18 protein-coding genes are annotated in these 18,152 nt (G+C 73.2%); 12 read left to right on the top strand and 6 right to left on the bottom strand.

The genetic code is table 11. The features are described 5' to 3' along the window. Positions 1–48 precede the first annotated feature (48 nt). From GSY65_RS22645 to glmS, 3 genes are all read right to left on the bottom strand, one after another. Positions 49–1,488: an NAD(P)H-hydrate dehydratase gene (locus GSY65_RS22645; RefSeq protein ID WP_201452629.1), complete on the bottom strand. Its 1,440-nt coding sequence runs from the start codon at positions 1,486–1,488 to the stop codon at positions 49–51. A gap of 1,318 nt (positions 1,489–2,806) precedes the next feature. Next, positions 2,807–3,178: a holo-ACP synthase gene (locus GSY65_RS22650; RefSeq protein WP_159771736.1), complete on the bottom strand. Its 372-nt coding sequence runs from the start codon at positions 3,176–3,178 to the stop codon at positions 2,807–2,809. Positions 3,179–3,277: 99 nt separating this feature from the next. Then, positions 3,278–5,125, bottom strand: coding sequence for a glutamine--fructose-6-phosphate transaminase (isomerizing) (gene glmS / locus GSY65_RS22655; protein WP_159771739.1), 1,848 nt, complete (start codon positions 5,123–5,125; stop codon positions 3,278–3,280). Between the two features lie 273 nt (positions 5,126–5,398). On the opposite strand from glmS, the gene GSY65_RS22660 reads away from it, so the two are divergent. The 5 genes from GSY65_RS22660 to GSY65_RS34755 all read left to right on the top strand — a co-directional run bounded on the left by GSY65_RS22660 (position 5,399) and on the right by GSY65_RS34755 (position 9,877). Further along, positions 5,399–6,262 (top strand): L,D-transpeptidase, encoded by an 864-nt coding sequence (locus GSY65_RS22660; protein WP_443043303.1) that lies wholly within the window; start codon positions 5,399–5,401, stop codon positions 6,260–6,262. A gap of 58 nt (positions 6,263–6,320) precedes the next feature. Then, positions 6,321–7,487, top strand: coding sequence for an alanine racemase (gene alr / locus GSY65_RS22665; RefSeq protein WP_159771745.1), 1,167 nt, complete (start codon positions 6,321–6,323; stop codon positions 7,485–7,487). Between the two features lie 199 nt (positions 7,488–7,686). Then, positions 7,687–8,928: an alpha/beta fold hydrolase gene (locus tag GSY65_RS22670; protein ID WP_159771748.1), complete on the top strand. Its 1,242-nt coding sequence runs from the start codon at positions 7,687–7,689 to the stop codon at positions 8,926–8,928. Then, positions 8,894–9,484, top strand: coding sequence for a tRNA (adenosine(37)-N6)-threonylcarbamoyltransferase complex ATPase subunit type 1 TsaE (gene tsaE / locus GSY65_RS22675; RefSeq protein WP_201452630.1), 591 nt, complete (start codon positions 8,894–8,896; stop codon positions 9,482–9,484). Before GSY65_RS22670 ends, tsaE begins: the two co-directional genes overlap by 35 nt. Before the next feature lie 198 nt (positions 9,485–9,682). Further along, complete coding sequence (locus tag GSY65_RS34755; protein ID WP_380966996.1) at positions 9,683–9,877, top strand: hypothetical protein; 195 nt, start codon at positions 9,683–9,685, stop codon at positions 9,875–9,877. Between the two features lie 108 nt (positions 9,878–9,985). Here the strand turns inward: GSY65_RS34755 and GSY65_RS22680 are convergent, their stop codons facing one another. Then, on the bottom strand, positions 9,986–10,546 hold the full coding sequence (locus tag GSY65_RS22680) for a hypothetical protein (protein ID WP_201452631.1): 561 nt from the start codon (positions 10,544–10,546) through the stop codon (positions 9,986–9,988). A gap of 124 nt (positions 10,547–10,670) precedes the next feature. Between GSY65_RS22680 and tsaB the strand changes: the two genes are divergently transcribed. From tsaB to GSY65_RS22700, 4 genes are read left to right on the top strand one after another with little or no spacing between them, the layout of a single operon-like run. Further along, the gene (gene tsaB, locus GSY65_RS22685) at positions 10,671–11,324 is read left to right on the top strand and encodes a tRNA (adenosine(37)-N6)-threonylcarbamoyltransferase complex dimerization subunit type 1 TsaB (protein ID WP_159771756.1); all 654 of its coding nucleotides are present in this window, start codon (positions 10,671–10,673) and stop codon (positions 11,322–11,324) included. 20 nt (positions 11,325–11,344) lie between these two features. Next, positions 11,345–11,824 carry a ribosomal protein S18-alanine N-acetyltransferase gene (rimI, locus tag GSY65_RS22690; protein WP_185093908.1) on the top strand — a complete coding sequence of 160 codons (480 nt, stop codon included), beginning with the start codon at positions 11,345–11,347 and terminating at the stop codon, positions 11,822–11,824. Then, positions 11,817–12,914 carry a tRNA (adenosine(37)-N6)-threonylcarbamoyltransferase complex transferase subunit TsaD gene (gene tsaD / locus GSY65_RS22695; protein ID WP_159771759.1) on the top strand — a complete coding sequence of 366 codons (1,098 nt, stop codon included), beginning with the start codon at positions 11,817–11,819 and terminating at the stop codon, positions 12,912–12,914. The genes rimI and tsaD overlap by 8 nt, the downstream gene beginning before the upstream one ends. Beyond that, positions 12,911–13,165, top strand: a complete 255-nt coding sequence (locus GSY65_RS22700; protein ID WP_159771762.1) for a hypothetical protein — start codon at positions 12,911–12,913, stop codon at positions 13,163–13,165. Before tsaD ends, GSY65_RS22700 begins: the two co-directional genes overlap by 4 nt. 78 nt (positions 13,166–13,243) lie before the next feature. On the opposite strand, the gene GSY65_RS22705 is transcribed toward GSY65_RS22700, so the two are convergent. Beyond that, on the bottom strand, positions 13,244–14,080 hold the full coding sequence (locus GSY65_RS22705) for an alpha/beta hydrolase (RefSeq protein WP_201452820.1): 837 nt from the start codon (positions 14,078–14,080) through the stop codon (positions 13,244–13,246). A gap of 236 nt (positions 14,081–14,316) precedes the next feature. Here GSY65_RS22705 and GSY65_RS22710 point away from each other — a divergent pair, with 236 nt between their 5' ends. The 3 genes from GSY65_RS22710 (at position 14,317) to GSY65_RS22720 (ending at position 15,780) form a co-directional block, all read left to right on the top strand. Continuing rightward, positions 14,317–14,607, top strand: a complete 291-nt coding sequence (locus tag GSY65_RS22710; protein WP_236579979.1) for a hypothetical protein — start codon at positions 14,317–14,319, stop codon at positions 14,605–14,607. Between the two features lie 76 nt (positions 14,608–14,683). Beyond that, positions 14,684–15,532 carry a helix-turn-helix domain-containing protein gene (locus tag GSY65_RS22715; RefSeq protein WP_159771765.1) on the top strand — a complete coding sequence of 283 codons (849 nt, stop codon included), beginning with the start codon at positions 14,684–14,686 and terminating at the stop codon, positions 15,530–15,532. Beyond that, positions 15,529–15,780 carry a DUF397 domain-containing protein gene (locus GSY65_RS22720; protein WP_159771767.1) on the top strand — a complete coding sequence of 84 codons (252 nt, stop codon included), beginning with the start codon at positions 15,529–15,531 and terminating at the stop codon, positions 15,778–15,780. The genes GSY65_RS22715 and GSY65_RS22720 overlap by 4 nt, the downstream gene beginning before the upstream one ends. A gap of 7 nt (positions 15,781–15,787) precedes the next feature. Here GSY65_RS22720 and GSY65_RS22725 read toward each other — a convergent pair whose 3' ends face one another. Next, positions 15,788–18,109: a glycoside hydrolase family 3 N-terminal domain-containing protein gene (locus GSY65_RS22725; RefSeq protein WP_159771769.1), complete on the bottom strand. Its 2,322-nt coding sequence runs from the start codon at positions 18,107–18,109 to the stop codon at positions 15,788–15,790. Between the last annotated feature and the right edge of the window lie 43 nt (positions 18,110–18,152).

The following is an 18,152-nucleotide window of genomic DNA, read 5'->3' on the forward strand; positions in this document are numbered from 1 at the left end:
CGCCGTCGGTCGCGGTGGGACGGGGTGACGGCGAGACGGGGGTGACCGTCAGCCCCTGATGTCCCGCCAGGCCGCCGGGATGGCGTCCGCGACGTCCTGTGCGGCTGCGGGGGCGCCGTTCGCGGCGTAGCGGCCCGCCAGGCCGTGGAGGTACGCCGCCGCGCTCGCCGCGTCCAGGGGCGCGAGGCCCGCGGCCAGCAGGGAGCCGGTGAGACCGGAGAGGACGTCGCCGCTGCCGGCGGTGGCCAGCCACGGGGTGCCGGTGGGGTTCACCCGGACCGGGGTGGCGTCGTCGGGGCCGGCGACCAGGGTGGTCGAGCCCTTCAGGAGCACCGTGGCGGCGTAGCGGCGGGCCAGCTCGCGCACGGCGGTCAGCCGGGCCGACTCGACCTCCTCGCGGGCCACGCCCAGCAGCGCCGCGGCCTCGCCCGCGTGCGGGGTCATGACGGTGGGGGCGCTACGGGCCCGTACGGCGGCCGGGTCCGCGAGGCGCAGGCCGTCGGCGTCCAGCAGGACGGGGACGTCGGTGGAGAGCGCCTCGGCGACCGGGGCCGCGTCGTCGCCCGCGCCGGGGCCGGTCACCCACGCCTGGACCCGGCCGGCCTTCCTCGGGCCGCTGTCCGACACGAGGGTCTCCGGGAAGCGGGCGAGGACGGCGTCGGCGGCCGGGCCCACGTAGCGGACGGCGCCGGCCCCGGAGCGCAGGGCGCCGGCGACCGCGAGGACCGCGGCCCCCGGGTAGCGGGCCGAACCGGCGGCGATGCCCACGACCCCCCGGCGGTACTTGTCGCTCTCCGCGGCCGGGCGGGGGAGGAGCGCGGCCAGGTCGGCGTGCTGGAGGGACTCCAGGTCCGGGGTGCCCGGGAGGGTGCTCGCCAGCCCGATGTCGACGAGGCGCACGGAGCCGGCGTACGCGCGGGCCGGGTCGATGAGCAGGCCCGGCTTGTGCGTGCCGAAGGTGACGGTGAGGTCGGCGCGGAGGGCGGTGCCGTGGATCTCTCCGGTGTCCGGTTCGATGCCGCTCGGGAGGTCCACGGCGACGACCGTGGCGCGGGAGGCGGCGACGAGTCCGGCGAGGCGGGCGGCCTCGGGGCGCAGGCCGCCCTTGCCGCCGATGCCGACGATGCCGTCCAGGACGAGGTCGGCGCGGGCGATGGCGTCCGTGGCGGAGTCCGCCGTGGTGGTGGTGCCGCCGGCGCGCAGGAGGGCCCTGAGTGCGTCCGGGTGGGTGTGGTCCGGGGTGAGGAGTACGGCCGTCACGCCCGCGCCGCGCCTGGCGAGGCGGGCGCCGGCGTACAGGGTGTCGCCGCCGTTGTCCCCGCTGCCGGTGAGGAGGACGACGCGGCTGCCGTAGACCCGGCCGAGGGCGTCCGCGCAGGCGGCGGCGAGGCCGGCGGCGGCGCGCTGCATCAGGGCGCCGGCGGGGAGTCGGGCCATGAGGGTGCGTTCGGCTGAGCGGACGGTTTCTACGCGGTGGGCTGAGCGCATGGGGTCGAGTGTGCCCTTCTCTTTCGGCCGGGGGGAGGGGTGAGCCTCGGGGTGGTCGGTGCGTGGTGAGAGAGGTGGGGGTGGGCACCTGGTGGCTCGGGGCCGCGGGGTGTGTCGGCGGGTGCGGGTGGGTGGGGGTTGTTCGCGCAGTTCCCCGCGCCCCTGAAAAGCGGCCGGGGCTACGCCCCGTGCTTTTCCCGCCCACGCTGCCCGTGGCGTCCACGCTGCCCGTGGCGTCCACGCTGCCCGTGGCGTCCACGCTGCCCGTGGCGTCCACGCTGCCCGTGGCGTCCGCGCTGCCCGTGGCGCTCGTGCCGCTCGTGGCGTCCGTGCCAGCCGTGCGTCCGTGCTGCTCGTGCCGCTCGTGGCGTCCGTGCCAGCCGTGCGTCCGTGCTGCTCGTGCCGCTCGTGGCGTCCGTGCCAGCCGTGCGTCCGTGCTGCTCGTGCCGCTCGTGGCGTCCGTGCCAGCCGTGCGTCCGTGCTGCTCGTGCCGCTCGTGGCGTCCGTGCCAGCCGTGCGTCCGTGCTGCTCGTGCCGCTCGTGGCGTCCGTGCCAGCCGTGCGTCCGTGCTGCTCGTGCCGCTCGTGGCGTCCGTGCCAGCCGTGCGTCCGTGCTGCTCGTGCCGCTCGTGGCGTCCGTGCCAGCCGTGCGTCCGTGCTGCTCGTGCCGCTCGTGGCGTCCGTGCCAGCCGTGCGTCCGTGCTGCTCGTGCCGCTCGTGGCGTCCGTGCCAGCCGTGCGTCCGTGCTGCTCGTGCCGCTCGTGGCGTCCGTGCCAGCCGTGCGTCCGTGCTGCTCGTGCCGCTCGTGGCGTCCGTGCCAGCCGTGCGTCCGTGCTGCTCGTGCCGCTCGTGGCGTCCGTGCCAGCCGTGCGTCCGTGCTGCTCGTGCCGCTCGTGGCGTCCGTGCCAGCCGTGCGTCCGTGCTGCTCGTGCCGCTCGTGGCGTCCGTGCCAGCCGTGCGTCCGTGCTGCTCGTGCCGCTCGTGGCGTCCGTGCCAGCCGTGCGTCCGTGCTGCTCGTGCCGCTCGTGGCGTCCGTGCCAGCCGTGCGTCCGTGCTGCTCGTGCCGCTCGTGGCGTCCGTGCCAGCCGTGCGTCCGTGCTGCTCGTGCTGCCCGTGGCGTCCCTGCCAGCCGTGCGTCCGTGCCAGCCGTGCGTCCGTGCCGCCCGTGCTGCCCGTGGCGCTCGTGCTTTTGTGCGGTGCCGTCCGCGAAAGCGGGCCGTCAGGTTCGTCCCTCAGGGGTGCGGGGAACTGCGCGAACGACCACGACGAAGCCGCGGCCGTCGGCGTACCGCGCCCCCGAGCGATGGCGCGCCCTCGCCTCAGCCCTCGGCGATCACCACCGCCGAGGCCACGCCCGCGTCGTGGCTGAGCGAGATGTGCCAGGACTTGACGCCGAGTTCGGCCGCGCGGTCCGCCACCGTGCCGGTCACCCGGAGGCGGGGTTGGCCGGAGGGTTCGACGCAGACCTCGGCGTCGGTCCAGTGGAGGCCGGAGGGCGCGCCGAGGGCCTTGGCGAGGGCCTCCTTCGCGGCGAAGCGGGCCGCGAGGGAGGCGATGCCCCGGCGTTCGCCGCTCGGGAGGAGCAGTTCGTCGGGCACGAAGAGGCGTTCGGCCATGGACGGGGTCCGTTCCAGGGCCGCGCGGAAACGGTCGATCTCGGCGACGTCGATGCCGACTCCGATGATGGGCATGATCAGCACCCTACGGCGCGCCGCCCCGGCAGGGGGCGTCACACCGGCAGAGGGCCGGATCGGACCAGGGCCGCCGACGGCCGTGCGGCGCCGGTCCGGTCATTCCACCGTCACCGACTTCGCCAGGTTGCGGGGCTGGTCCACCTCGTTGCCGCGGGCCGTGGCCAGTTCGCAGGCGAAGACCTGGAGGGGGACCGTGGAGACCAGGGGCTGGAGGAGGGTGGGGGTCGCGGGGACGCGGATGAGGTGGTCGGCGTAGGGGGCGACCGTCTCGTCGCCCTCCTCGGCGATGACGATCGTGCGGGCGCCCCGCGCGCGGATCTCCTGGATGTTGGAGACGATCTTGTCGTGGAGGAGGGAGCGGCCCGCGGGGGAGGGGACCACGACGACCACCGGGAGGTCCTCCTCGATCAGGGCGATCGGGCCGTGTTTCAGCTCGCCCGCCGCGAAGCCCTCCGCGTGCATGTAGGCCAGTTCCTTCAGTTTCAGGGCGCCTTCCAGGGCCACCGGGTAGCCCACGTGGCGGCCGAGGAACAGCACCGTGTCCTTCGCGGCGAGGGTGCGCGCCAACTCCCGTACCGGTTCCATCGTTTCGAGGACCCGCTCGACCGCGCGGGAGATGCGGGAGAGGTCGCGGATCACCGCCCGGATCTCGTCGCCCCACTGGGTGCCGCGCACCTGGCCCAGGTACAGGGCGACCAGGTAGCAGGCGACCAGCTGGGTCAGGAACGCCTTCGTGGAGGCGACGGCGACCTCGGGGCCCGCGTGGGTGTAGAGGACCGCGTCCGACTCGCGGGGGATCGTCGAGCCGTTGGTGTTGCAGATGGCGAGGACCCGGGCGCCCTGTTCGCGCGCGTGGCGCACGGCCATCAGCGTGTCCATGGTCTCGCCGGACTGGGAGATCGCGACGACGAGGGTGCGGTGGTCGAGGATGGGGTCCCGGTAGCGGAACTCGCTGGCCAGCTCCACCTCGCAGGGCACCCGCGTCCAGTGCTCGATGGCGTACTTGGCGATGAGGCCCGCGTGGAAGGCCGTACCGCACGCGACGATGACCACCTTCTCCAGGTCGCGCAGTTCCTGGTCGGAGATGCGGACCTCGTCCAGGGTCAGGGAGCCCGCCGTGTCGATCCGGCCCAGCAGGGTGTCGGCGACCGCCTTCGGCTGCTCGGCGATCTCCTTGAGCATGAAGTAGTCGTAGCCGCCCTTCTCGGCGGCCGACGCGTCCCAGTCGACGTGGTACGAGCGGACCTCGGCGGGGCGGCCGTCGAACGTCGTCACCGTCACGCCGTCGCGGCGCAGCTCCACCACCTGGTCCTGGCCCAGCTCGATCGCCGACCGGGTGTGCTCGATGAACGCGGCGACGTCCGACGCGAGGAACGCCTCGCCCTCGCCGACACCGACCACCAGCGGGGAGTTGCGGCGGGCGCCCACGACCACGTCGGGCGCGTCCGCGTGCACCGCGACCAGGGTGAACGCGCCCTCCAGGCGGCGGCAGACCAGTCTCATCGACTCCGCGAGGTCGTCGCACGACGAGTACTCCTCGGCGAGCAGATGGGCGACGACCTCGGTGTCCGTCTCGGACGCCAGCTCGTGGCCCCGCTCGGTCAGTTCGGCGCGCAGGGTCGCGAAGTTCTCGATGATGCCGTTGTGGACGACGGCGACCCGGCCCGCGTTGTCCAGGTGCGGGTGGGCGTTGACGTCGGTGGGGCCGCCGTGGGTGGCCCAGCGGGTGTGGCCGATGCAGGTGGAGCCGCTGGGCAGCGGACGGCCGACCAGCTCCTTCTCCAGGTTCACCAGCTTCCCCGCCTTCTTGGCGGCGGCCAGGCCCCCGTCGGCCGGCACCGCCACGCCCGCCGAGTCGTACCCCCGGTACTCCAGCCGCTTCAGTCCGGCCAGGACCACGTCGAGCGCGGACTGTGATCCGACGTATCCCACGATTCCGCACATATCAACCCCTGTGGTGTCCGGTGGTGTCCGGTGGTGCCCTCGAACGCGACATAATGTGTGCCGTCTGTGACTGTACGTGACGATCGGCTTCGGGGTGAGCCCTCACATCGGGTGACCCGGCGCGCGATATTCGGGTGACCCGGCGCGCGCGGCGCACTCCCGCGCTGGTGAGCGGCACGTATGGCTGACCACATGACGAGCGGACAAACCACGCCCCACCACGTCGCCCGCCGCGCGCGCGGGAACCGGCGCACGACCCTTCGGTGTGTCGCCGTGTTCCTCGCCCTGGTGGGCGTCCTGCCCCTGGACAGCGCCCTGGCCGAGGTGCCACCACCCGCGCCCGCCGACGAGCAACTCGTCCCCGGCGTGCCGCCCGGCCCCCACCAGCCCTGGCACCTCGACACACCCGACCAGGTGCTGCCACCGCGCGTGTACCGGCCGAGCGCCCTGGAGGAGGCGGTGGAGCCGCGCAGCGCCGCGGCCGGGACGTACGACCTCATCGAGTACGTGCCGCTCAGCGAGGCCGAGGCGGTCGCCGACGCGAAGGTCACCTGCACGACGGCCACGGGCCCGTACCAGAAGCAGGTCGAGCGGTGGCTCAAGCTGAAGAACGCGAACGCGAAGCAGTCGAGGGCCGACTGTCTCGCCATCCGCGCGTTCCAGATCAAGGAGGGCATCAAGCCGGCCATCGGCTTCGCCGGGCCGGTGACCTGGGCGCGGATGCAGTACCTCTCGGCCCGCAAGAACCCCAACGCGGCGGGGAAGTGCCCGGTGCGCACGTACCGGGTGGCGTGCGTGGACCTGACGCGGCAGCTGACCTGGGTGCAGAAGGGCAAGAAGGTGGTGTTCGGACCGGTGCCGATGCGCAGCGGGCGGCGGCAGTACCCGACCCGGGCGGGCTGGCACACGGTGTACTGGAAGCACAAGAACCACTGGTCGACGCTGTATCACCAACCGATGCCGTACGCGCAGTTCTTCAGCGGCGGGCAGGCGTTCCACGCCGTGTACGGGTCCATCTACACGGAGATCGGCTCCATGGGGTGTGTGAACCTGCGGCTGGCGGACGCGCGGACCCTGTGGGGGGTGCTGAAGACCAAGGACCGGGTGTTCGTGTGGGGGCGGCGGGCGGGCAAGTGAGCCCCCGTCCACGGGGTGCCGTGGGGGTGGCCCCGGGCTCTGAGACACTGGGGCTGACATGAGTGAGACAGTGCCTTCGCGGACCGCGCCCCTGCGGGCCCGCGCCGAGATCGATCTGGACGCCCTGCGGGCCAACGTGCGGACCTTGCGCGCGCTGGCGCCGGGTGCCGCCCTGATGGCCGTCGTCAAGTCGGACGCGTACGGCCACGGGGCGGTGCGGTGTGCGCGGGCGGCGGTCGAGGCGGGGGCCGCCTGGCTGGGTACGGCCACGCCCGAGGAGGCGCTGGCGTTGCGCGCGGCGGGGCTGCCGGGCCGCATCATGTGCTGGCTGTGGGCGCCCGGCGGGCCGTGGCGGGAGGCGATCGAGGCCGACCTCGACGTGTCGGTCAGCGGGCTGTGGGCGCTGCGGGAGGTCACCGACGCCGCCCGCGCGGCGGGCGCACGCGCGCGGGTGCAGCTCAAGGCCGACACGGGGCTCGGGCGGAACGGCTGCCAGCCGGAGGACTGGGCGGAGCTGGTAGCCGAGGCGCTGGCCGCCGAGGCCGAGGGGCTCGTCGCCGTCACCGGGATCTGGTCGCACCTGGCGTGCGCCGACGAGCCGGGGCACCCGTCCGTCGCCGCGCAGCTCGGCCTCTTCCGCGAGATGGTGACGTACGCGGAGGACCGGGGCGTGCGGCCCGAGGTGCGGCACATCGCCAACTCGCCCGCCACGCTCACCCTCCCGGAGAGCCACTTCGACCTCGTCCGGGCGGGCATCGCCGTCTACGGCATCTCGCCCAGCCCGGAGCTGGGCAGTTCGGCCGACCTCGGGCTGCGTCCCGTGATGCGGCTCAGTGCCTCGCTCGCCCTGGTCAAGCACGTGCCCGGGGGCCACGGCGTCAGCTACGGGCACCACTACGTCACCCCGGGCGCCACGACCCTCGGCCTCGTCCCCGTCGGCTACGCGGACGGCGTCCCCCGGCACGCCTCCGGCACCGGGCCCGTGCTCGTCGGCGGGAAGTGGCGGACGGTCGCGGGCCGGGTCGCGATGGACCAGTTCGTGGTCGACCTCGGCGGGGACGAACCCGTCGCCGGTGACGAGGTGGTGCTGTTCGGTGCCGGCGACGCCGGCGAACCGACCGCCGAGGACTGGGCGAAGGCGGCCGGGACCATCGCGTACGAGATCGTGACCCGCATCGGAACCCGCGTCCCGCGCGTCTACGTCGACACGGGTGAGCAGGTGTGAGGAATCCCGTACCCACGAACGGGTGAGCACATGGGCGGCCGGGCAAGTGTGAACGCGTCCGCGTCGGCGGCGCGAGTCCGCCACGAGCAGGCGCGCGTACACCGCTGTCAGGTGAAAGTCGGACGAGACGGGAAACTCCGTACGGGTGTGCGGAGCGGCAAGGCCCCGGGGCCCGAGGGCCGGTGAAGAGGAGCGGGAAGTGAGCGAGAGCAGCGCGGAGGCCGTGGAGGCCGTCGCGAGCGCGGCCGCCACAGCCGCGTCCGCCGCCGGCGGGACCTGGCGCCGGGCGGGCGTCGCGGGGGCGGCGATAGGTGTGGTCGCCGCGGGCGCGGCCGCCGGTGTCGCCATAGAGCGGCTCACCGTGGGCCGCGGCATGCGCAGGAAGGCCCGGCTCGCGCTCGACTCCACGGGCCCGTACGGGACACTGCGCGGCACCCCCGGCAAGGCGCACGCGGACGACGGCACCGAGCTGTACTACGAGGTCGACGACATCGAGCCCGAGGCCGGTCTCGCGCCCCGCAGGCGCCGCCTCTTCGGCCGCAAGTCACCGGCCCCCGTCACCGTGGTCTTCAGCCACGGCTACTGCCTCAACCAGGACTCCTGGCACTTCCAGCGGGCCGCGCTGCGCGGTGTCGTACGGACCGTGCACTGGGACCAGCGCAGCCACGGCCGCTCCGGGCGGGGCCAGGCGCCCGACGGCAAGCCGGTCACCATCGACCAGCTGGGGCGGGACCTCAAGGCCGTGATCGACGCGGCCGTGCCCGAGGGGCCCGTGGTGCTCGTCGGGCACTCCATGGGCGGGATGACCGTCATGGCGCTCGCCGCCCACTACCCCGAGCTGATCCGCGAGCGGGTCGTCGCCGTCGCCCTGGTCGGTACGTCGTCGGGGCGGCTCGGCGAGGTCAACTTCGGGCTGCCCGTCGCGGGCGTCAACGCGGTGCGGCGGGTGCTCCCGGGGGTGCTCAGGGCGCTCGGGCAGCAGGCCGCGCTGGTGGAACGGGGGCGGCGGGCGACCGCCGACCTGTTCGCCGGGATCATCAAGCGGTACTCGTTCGCGTCGCGGGACGTGGACCCGGCGGTCGCCCGGTTCGCCGAACGGATGATCGAGGGGACGCCGATCGACGTGGTCGCCGAGTTCTACCCGGCGTTCACCGAGCACGACAAGACGGAGGCGCTCTCGGCCTTCGCCGAGCTGCCGGTGCTCGTGCTGGCCGGGGTCAAGGACCTCGTCACGCCGAGCGAGCACAGCGAGGCGATCTCCGATCTGCTGCCGGACGCGGAGCTGGTGCTCGTGCCGGACGCCGGGCACCTGGTGATGCTGGAGCACCCCGAGGTGGTCACCGACCGGCTCGCCGACCTGCTCACCCGGGCGGGTGCCGTGCCGACGGGGGCTACCGTAAGTGGTTATGGAAGCGCCAGCAGCACGGTACGCCCCGGGTGAGCCCGGGGCCGTCCCCTCGTCGCCCTCGTCGTCCTCGTCGACCTCCTCACCTTCGTCGTCCTCGTCGGCCGTGACGTCCTTCGAGGCGGTCGTGCAGTCTCCCGAGCAGATGCTGGAGCTGGGCCGCCGGCTCGCCAAACTGCTGCGTCCGGGCGATCTCGTCATGCTCAACGGCGAGCTGGGCGCCGGGAAGACGACCCTGACCCGGGGGCTCGGGGAAGGGCTCGGGGTGCGCGGAGCCGTCACCTCGCCGACGTTCGTCATCGCGCGCGTGCATCCCTCGCTGGGGGAGGGGCCGCCGCTCGTCCACGTCGACGCGTACCGCCTGGCCGGCGGGCTCGACGAGATGGAGGACCTCGATCTCGACGTCTCGCTGCCGGACTCGGTGATCGTGGTGGAGTGGGGCGAGGGCAAGGTCGAGGAGCTGACCGACGACCGGCTCCATGTCGTCATCCACCGGGCGGTCGGTGACACCACCGACGAGGTGCGGCACGTGACCGTCACCGGGCTCGGGCAGCGGTGGGCCTCCGTCGAGCTGGGCGTGCTGTCGGCCTGAGGCCCCCGCCCGAGCGGGACCGTACGGCGGCGGGCCGCGCCCGAGTGGGCGGCTCCGCCGCCGGTGGGCCGCTTCCCGCGTCGGTTCCGACAAGGTGTCGGCAAAATGTTGCTTTGACGCTTCCCGCGTGGTCACATGGTAACCAGTCCTTGGTTAGGTCTACCTAACTTGGTTCGCCGGTGGCACCGGGAGGCGTCCATGCAGGGTTCGGAGCGACGGGATCGGCGGCCGTCCGGAGTGGCCTCCGGGGCGGTCTCCGGGGCGGCCGGGGTGTCGATGCGGGACCTGCTGGCAAGCTGTGCGGCGGCGAAGGCGGTGTCCACGCCGGCCGCTCCGCCGGTTCGGGGGGAGCAACGGCGGGCGGTGGAGGGGCGGCACCCTCGGGCTGCGTAGAGCTCGCGCGCCGGGAGGGATGTCCTGGGCCGTGTCGCGGCCGCGGGCGGGGGCTTGTCGCGCAGTTCCCCGCGCCCCTTGTGGGTGCCCCCTTGCCTCGGCAGGCCCCTACTCGACCACGACCACCTTCGTGCCGATGCCGGCGAACTGCCACATCGCCTTGCCGTCCTTGCGGGACTCGCGGATGCCGCCCGTCTTGACGGCGGGGTCGGGCCGGGGGGTGGAGCCGTCCACCGCCGCGCTGAAACCGATCACGACGCCGTCGACCGAGGCGAAGCGCACGACGTGCTCGATGGGGGTGCCGTCGGAGCCGGTGACGGCGGCGGAGCGGGACGTGACCGTGTAGGTGGCGGGGGAGGGGTCCACCGCGCTGGGCGTGACCTCGAAGGTCCGGGTGACCTTCTCGTTCGCGCCGACCAGCCAGACGCGGTCCTCGTCGAGGGAGTACACGACGCGCTCGCCGGTGCCCGAGTTCTCGGGGACGAGGTCGTCCTTCTCCTTGTCCTGACCGGCCGGCGCCTTGGACTTCTTGGCCGTCGGCGTCTCGGAGGCGGACGGCTTGCCGAGGTCGTCCGGCACGCTGGCCGACGCCTGGTAGGTGAGGAAACCGACTGCGGCGATCGCCGCCGCCGTGAGCCCGGCCACGAATCCCGAGCTGCTGCTGGCCACCTTCTGCGCCCACCTCTCGTACGCACGTACGCCCTTGATGTACGTCTGTGCTGTGACGGTAGCAGCAGAGGGACGGTGCACCGGGTCGGCCGTGGCCCGGGCCGAAGCGCCGTAGGCTGTTTGCGTGCTCTTGCTCGCTCTGGATACCGCCACCCCCGCCGTCACCGTCGCGCTGCACGACGGGACGGATGTCGTCGCCGCGTCGAGCCAGGTGGACGCCCGTCGCCATGGGGAACTGCTGCTGCCCGCCGTCGACCGGGTCCTCGCCGAGGCGGGCACCCGCCTCGACGCCGTCACCGCGATCGTCGTGGGCACCGGGCCCGGCCCCTACACCGGGCTCCGCGTCGGCCTGATGACCGCCGACACCTTCGGCCTCGCCCTCGGGGTCCCCGTCCACGGCCTGTGCACCCTCGACGCGCTCGCGTACGCGGCCGACGTCGAGGGACCGTTCGTGGTGGCCACCGACGCCCGGCGCAAGGAGGTGTACTGGGCGCGGTACGCGGACCCGCGCACCCGCGTGACGGACCCGGCCGTCGACCGGCCCGCCGAGATCGCCGAGGCCGTGGCGGGACTGCCGGCCGTCGGCGCGGGCGCCCTGCTCTACCCCGACACGTTCCCCGACGTCCGCGCCCCCGAGCACGTGACGGCGGCCGCGCTCGCGTCCCTCGCGGCGGAGCGGCTGGCCGCGGGCGCGGAACTCCAGGCACCGCGGCCGCTGTACCTGCGCCGGCCGGACGCCCAGGTGCCCAAGAACTACAAGGTGGTCACCCCCAAGTGACGACCGCGGTGCTGCGCGAGATGCGCTGGTGGGACATCGAGCCCGTCCTGGAGCTGGAGAAGGACCTCTTCCCCGAGGACGCCTGGTCCCGCGGCATGTTCTGGTCGGACCTGGCCCACGCGCGCGGGCCGGAGGCGACCCGGCGGTACGTCGTGGCCGAGTCCCCGGAGGACGGGCGGATCGTCGGGTACGGGGGCCTCGCGGCCGCCGGTGACGTCGCCGACGTCCAGACCATCGCCGTCGCGCGCGACCACTGGGGCACCGGCCTCGGCGCGCTGCTCCTCACCGAGCTGCTGCGGGCCGCGACCGCGTTCGAGTGCGCCCAGGTGATGCTCGAATGCCGGGTCGACAACGTCCGCGCCCAGAAGCTGTACGAGCGCTTCGGCTTCGAGGCGATCGGCTTCCGCCGCGGCTACTACCAGCCGGGGAACGTCGACGCCCTCGTCATGCGCCTCAACGACCCCTCCACATCCGTACAAGGAACCGAGATCAATGGCTGACGAACCCCTCGTCCTGGGGATCGAGACCTCCTGCGACGAGACCGGTGTGGGCATCGTCCGCGGCCACACCCTCCTCGCGGACGCGATCGCGTCGAGTGTCGACGAGCACGCCCGCTTCGGCGGCGTCGTGCCCGAGGTGGCCTCCCGCGCCCACCTGGAGGCGATGGTCCCGACCATCGACCGCGCGCTGAAGGAGGCGGGCGTCAGCGCCCGGGACCTCGACGGCATCGCCGTCACCGCCGGTCCCGGACTCGCGGGCGCGTTGCTCGTCGGCGTCTCGGCGGCGAAGGCGTACGCGTACGCGCTCGGCAAGCCGCTCTACGGCGTCAACCACCTGGCGTCCCACATCTGTGTGGACCAGCTCGAGCACGGGGCGCTGCCCGAGCCGACGATGGCGCTGCTCGTCAGCGGCGGCCACTCGTCGCTGCTGCTGTCGACGGACATCACGGCGGACGTACGGCCGATGGGCTCGACCATCGACGACGCGGCCGGCGAGGCATTCGACAAGATCGCCCGCGTGCTGAACCTCGGGTTCCCGGGCGGGCCGGTCATCGACCGCTACGCCAAGGAGGGCGACCCGGACGCGATCGCCTTCCCCCGCGGGCTCACCGGGCCCCGCGACCCCATCTACGACTTCTCCTTCTCCGGTCTGAAGACGGCCGTGGCCCGCTGGATCGAGGCGAAGCGGGCGGCCGGTGAGGAGGTGCCGGTGCGGGACGTGGCGGCCTCCTTCCAGGAGGCGGTCGTGGACGTCCTCACCCGCAAGGCCGTACGCGCCTGCAAGGACGAGGGCGTCGACCATCTGATGATCGGCGGGGGTGTCGCCGCCAACTCCCGGCTGCGGGCGCTCGCCCAGGAGCGCTGCGAGGCGGCCGGTATCCGGTTGCGGGTGCCGCGCCCCAAGCTGTGCACGGACAACGGCGCGATGGTGGCCGCGCTCGGCGCGGAGATGGTCGCGCGCAACCGCGCCGCCTCCGACTGGGACCTGTCCGCCGACTCCTCCCTCCCCGTCACCGACCCGCACGTGCCGGGCGCCTCCCACACGCACGACCACGTCCACGAGGTCAGCAAGGAGAACCTGTACTCGTGACCGTCGCCCTGATGTGGGAGGCCCGTGCGGTTCCCGGCCGGGGCGAGGACCTCCTCGCCTGGGCCCGGGACCAGCGGCTCCCCGTACGGCCGCTGCGGCGCGAGACCCTCCGGGCGCCGCAGGACCGGGTGCTCGTCATCACCTGGTGGGACGCGGACTACGACGCCGAGCTGCCGGAACTGCCTGAGCCCGGGGCCGAGCTGGTCAGCCGGGCGGTGCACCGCTGGCGGTTCGAGTCGCTGGGCGAGTGACCGGGCGAGTGACCGGGCCGGGTGACGTGGCTCGGTCCAGCGGCTCAGCGGCTCGGTCCAGCGGCTCGATCAGCCGGGTCAGGCGCTGAGGGCCGTGCGCAGGGTGGTGGCCATCAGGTCGATGGCCTCCTTCCCGGCCTCCACCGGGCCGGTGTGCGTGAAGTAGTGGTCGACGCCCTCGAAGCAGCGGTGGGTGACCGGGACGCCCGCGGCTTCCAGGGCCTTGGCGTAGGCGTCGCCCTCGTCGCGCAGGCGGTCGTGCTCCGCGGTGATGACCAGCGCGGGCGGCAGCCCGGCCAGGTCGTCGGCCAGGCCGGGCGACACCAGCGGATGCGTCAGGTCGGCGGGGTCCGGGACGTAGGCGGCGGTGAAGATCCGCATGAGCCCCGGAGCGAGCAGGGGCTTGTCGATGGGTGACCGCTTGGTGGCCGGGTCGGCGAGCTGGTCGAGCGGCGCCGAGTCGATGATCTGCAGGCGGGGCGTGAAGGTGCCGCGGTCGCGGGCCGTGCGACAGACCGCGGCGGTCAGGTTGCCCCCGGCGCTGTGCCCGCCCACGGCGAGCCGCGAGCCGTCCCAGTCGTGGGCGGCGCCGTTCCCGGCCACCCAGGCGGTGACGTCGTACGCCTGGACGACGGGTGCGGGGTAGGGGTGCTGCGGTGCGACGCCGTAGTCCACGTTGATCACCACGCAGCCCGCCGTGGCGGCTATGTAGCGGCACAGGTGGTCGTCCTGCTCGGGGCGGGCGACCACGAAACCGCCGCCGTGGAAGTTCACGTACACCGGGGCGGGTTGGGGGGTCGCCGCGGGCGGGCGGTAGACGGTGCAGATCACCGTCCCGGCGCCGGTCTCCACCTCGATGGTCTCCGTGCGCTTCGGGATGTCGGTGAAGCGCAGGTCCTCGTGCACGCGGCTCATCATCCGGCCGAAGAGCAACTGGACGCCTCTGGCCTGCATCTGTGACTTGAGTGGCACGGCGAGTCCCCATCACTGCAAAGTTAAACCATCAGGATTCCTGATGATGAGGGCTCGTCGGTCGCGCACGCAAGAGGGGAGCGCGAGCGGATTGCCGCGACCCTGCGCGCGGGCAGTCAACCTTCCTCGCCGCACGGCGTCCTTCCCAGTGGCACGCTCAGGGAGATCCCCCCGGGCGTGTGGCCACCTCGATCGTCAAGGACGGTGCCGTGATGCTCGACCCCTCCCTCTGTCTGGACGTCCCGAAGGGCTTCGACGACTCGGAGGAGGACAGCCAGGTGCACCCGATGGCCAGGAAACTCTTCCTCGGGACGAGCGCCGCGCAGGTCTTCTCCCGGGCGCAGACCTGGGTCGGCGAGCACGACGTTCGCGTCATCGACGTCTCGTGGGACCACCTCCACGGCGAGGACGAGCCGCTGTGCCTGAGCGTGTACTTCGTGTTCGAGCTGCCCGAGGAGGACGAGGACTGAAGGCCGCCCGCGTACGGAGAGGAGAGTACGTGGCGTTCGATGGACAGTACGGTGAGCGTCCGGTCACTCTGGGTTGATGGTGCACGGTGTTGAGTGGGCGTCACCGGGGCCGGGTGGTGAGCCCGAGTCGTCGGACAGTATGAAGGCGTTCGGTGCGGTGGTGCAGGCGCTGCGGGAGCACGCCGGGTTGAGCCGGGAGGAGTTCGGGGCGCGCGTCCATCTGTCCAAGCACTCGGTCGCCTCCATTGAGTTGGGGCGCCGGTTGGCGGACCAGCGGTTCGTGGAGCTGGCGGAGGGGGCGACGGGGACGACGGGGGCGGTTCGGGGGGCGTTCCGGCACATGAGCCGACAGCCGGGGTTGGCGGCTTGGTTCAGGACGTGGGCGAGGCTGGAGCGGGAGGCGGTGTACCTCGCGACGTATGAGTGCCGCTTGGTGCCGGGGATGTTGCAGTCGGAGGGGTACGCACGGGCGGTGTTCAGCAACAGCATTCCGCCGCTCTCGGACGAGCAGTTGGAAGCTCAGGTCGCTGCGCGGCTGGGGCGACAGAGCATGCTGCGAGAGCGGCCCAACACCTCGTTCAGCTTCGTCGTGGACGAGCACATCCTCCGGCGGCGGCTGGGCGACAGCGGGGTTTCGCGGGGACTTCTGGACCACATGCTCGCGTGCGCCCAACTCCGGAACGTGGAGATCCAGGTCATGCCCCTCGAATGCCAGGCGCACGCGGGGTTGGACGGTCCGCTGGCGCTGCTGGAGACCCCGGATGGGCGGCATCTCGCCTACGCGGAGGGGCAGGAGACCGGACGTCTCATTGCCGACGGAAAAGAGGCCGCCGTTCTGCACCGCCGGTATGCGACACTCCGCGCACAGGCCCTCAATCCGCTGGAATCCGTGGGCCTGTTGGAGCGGATCAGAGGAGCGTTATGAGCATCACCGAACCGGCGTGGTTCAAGTCCAGCCACAGCACGGATCAAGGTGACAGCTGCGTTGAAGTCGGCCTGGCCTGGCGCAAGTCCACGTACAGCGGCACTCAGGGCGACAACTGCATAGAGGTCGCCGCATCCCCCAGCACCATCCACGTCCGTGACTCCAAGGACACCACCCTCACCCCCCTCGGCCTCCACCCCTCCGCCTGGGCCGCCTTCGTTCCGTTCGCGGCGGCCCAGGCCGGCTGAGCGTGCGTCAGTCCACCGTCCGGACCTCCGTCTCGCAGTGCAGGCGGCGGTCCGGGCCCACCTCGCGCACGGGGCCCGTCAGTTCGACGCGCACCCCGTGGCGTACGTCCGTGCTGGACGCGGCCAGACGGAGTTCCAGCGCACCCGGTTCCACCACGCGGCGTCCCGTGCGGTCGGCGAAGCACGACACGTCGGCGTGGAAGCGGAACCGCACCCGACGGGCCTCGCCGGGCGCCAACTCGACGCGCTGGTAGGCGATCAGGCGGATGTCGGGGCGGGTCACCGTGGCCACCGGGTCGTGGAGGTAGAGCTGCACGACCTCCGCGCCCGCGCGGTCCCCGGTGTTGCGGACGGTCACCGCGACGTCGTGCTCGCCGTCCGTGCCGATCTCCGGGACCGCGTCGCCCTCACCCCCGCCCTCGAAGTCGGTCCACTCGAACGTCGTGTACGAGAGGCCGTGCCCGAACGGGTACAGCGGGGTCGGGTCGATGTTGCTCGCCCCGCCGAACAGGCCCATCGGCGGCTGGAGATACGTCCACGGCTGGCCGCCGGGGCGGTTCGGGACGCTCACCGGGAGACGGCCGGAGGGGGCGACGCGGCCCGACAGCACTCCCGCCACCGACGGGCCGCCCTCCTCCCCGGGGAAGAACGCCTGGACGGCGGCCGCGAGCCCGCCGTGCCAGCGGCCCAGCGCGTAGGGGCGGCCGGTGAGGAGGACGAGCACGACCGGCGTGCCCGTGGAGACCAGCGCGTCCAGCAGCTTCGCCTGGACGCCGGGCAGCCGGAGGTCCTCCGCGTCGCAGCCCTCGCCGGAGGTGCCCCGGCCGAACAGTCCCGCGCGGTCGCCGAGGACCGCCACACAGACGTCGGCCTCGGACGCGCGGGCGACCGCCTCCGGGAACCCGTCCGTGTCGTCGCCGTCGACCGCGCTGCCCGCGGCGTACGTGATCTTCGTGTCGGGGAGTTCCGTGCGCAGGGACTCCAGGACGGTCGGGATCTCGATGCCGAGGGCGGTGTCGGGGTGGGCGGGCAGGACGTGGGAGGGGAAGGAGTAGCAGCCCAGCATGGCCAGGGGGTCGTCGGCGCGGGGGCCGACGACGGCGATCCTGAGGTCCGGGGCGAGCGGCAGGACGGCGTCGCGGTTGTCCAGCAGCACCACCGACTCCTCGGCCAGGCGGCGCGCCAGGTCGCGGTTGCGGGGCGGGTCGAGGTCGACCGACGCGGTGGCGGGCTCGGGGGACCAGTCCTCGTCCAGCAGGCCCAGTTCGCACTTCTGGAGCAGGACCCGGCGGGCGGCCAGGTCCACCAGGGACTCGGGGATCTCGCCCGCCTTCACGGCCTCGACCAGGGGCTCGCCGTAGCAGCGCAGGCTCGGCAGCTCCACGTCGATCCCGGCGGCCAGCGCGGCGTGCGCGGCCTCCGCGCGGCTGCCCGCCACCCGGTGGTTGGTCTCCAGGAAGCCGATGCCGAAGTAGTCGGAGACGACCGTGCCGGTGAAGCCCCAGTCGCCGCGGAGGAGGTCCGTGAGCAGGGCCCGGTCGGCCGACACGGGAATGCCGTCGGTCTCCGTGTACGCCGCCATCACCGAGCGGGCGCCGCCCTCCCGCAGCGCCATCTCGAACGGCGGCAGGACCACGTCCGCGAACTCGCGGACGCCCGCGCGTACGGGCGCGTGGTTGCGGGCGCCCACGGACGCCGCGTACCCGGCGAAGTGCTTCAGCGTGGCGACGATCCCGGTGGACTCGAGGCCCCGGACGTATGCCGAGCCGATCGTGCCCACCAGGTACGGGTCCTCGCCCACGGTCTCCTCCACCCGCCCCCAGCGCGGGTCGCGGACGACGTCGAGGACGGGCGACAGGCCCTGGTGGACGCCGACCGACGCCATGTCCCGGCCGATGCACCGGGCCATCTCCTCGACCAGGGACGGGTCGAAGGTCGCGCCCCAGGCGAGGGGCACCGGGTAGGCGGTCGCGCGCCAGCTCGTGAAGCCGGCCAGGCACTCCTCGTGGGCGACGGCCGGGATGCCGAAACGGTTCGCGGCCATGATGCGCCGCTGGAAGCGGGCCAGGACCCGGGCGCCCTCCTCGGGGTCGAGGGGGGCCGTGCCGAAGACCCGGGTGAGCTGGCCGAGACCTCGGGTGATCAGCTCGTCGAAGTCGAACGCCTCCGTCATGCCCGCCTCGTCGGGGGCGATGTCCTCGCCGTTCGAGTCGTTCTTCACCCAGACGCTGTACAACTGCGCGGTCTTCTCTTCGAGAGTCATCCGGGACAGCAGGTCCTCGACCCGCTCGGCGGCGGGCAGGGCGCGGTCACGCCAAGGGGTGGTCATGAAACTCCTGTCGGTGGTGGTGAGTTTCAGGGGTGCGGAAAGG

It is taken from the genome of Streptomyces sp. HM190 (assembly GCF_009857135.1).
In the GTDB taxonomy this organism is placed as follows: domain Bacteria; phylum Actinomycetota; class Actinomycetes; order Streptomycetales; family Streptomycetaceae; genus Streptomyces; species Streptomyces heilongjiangensis.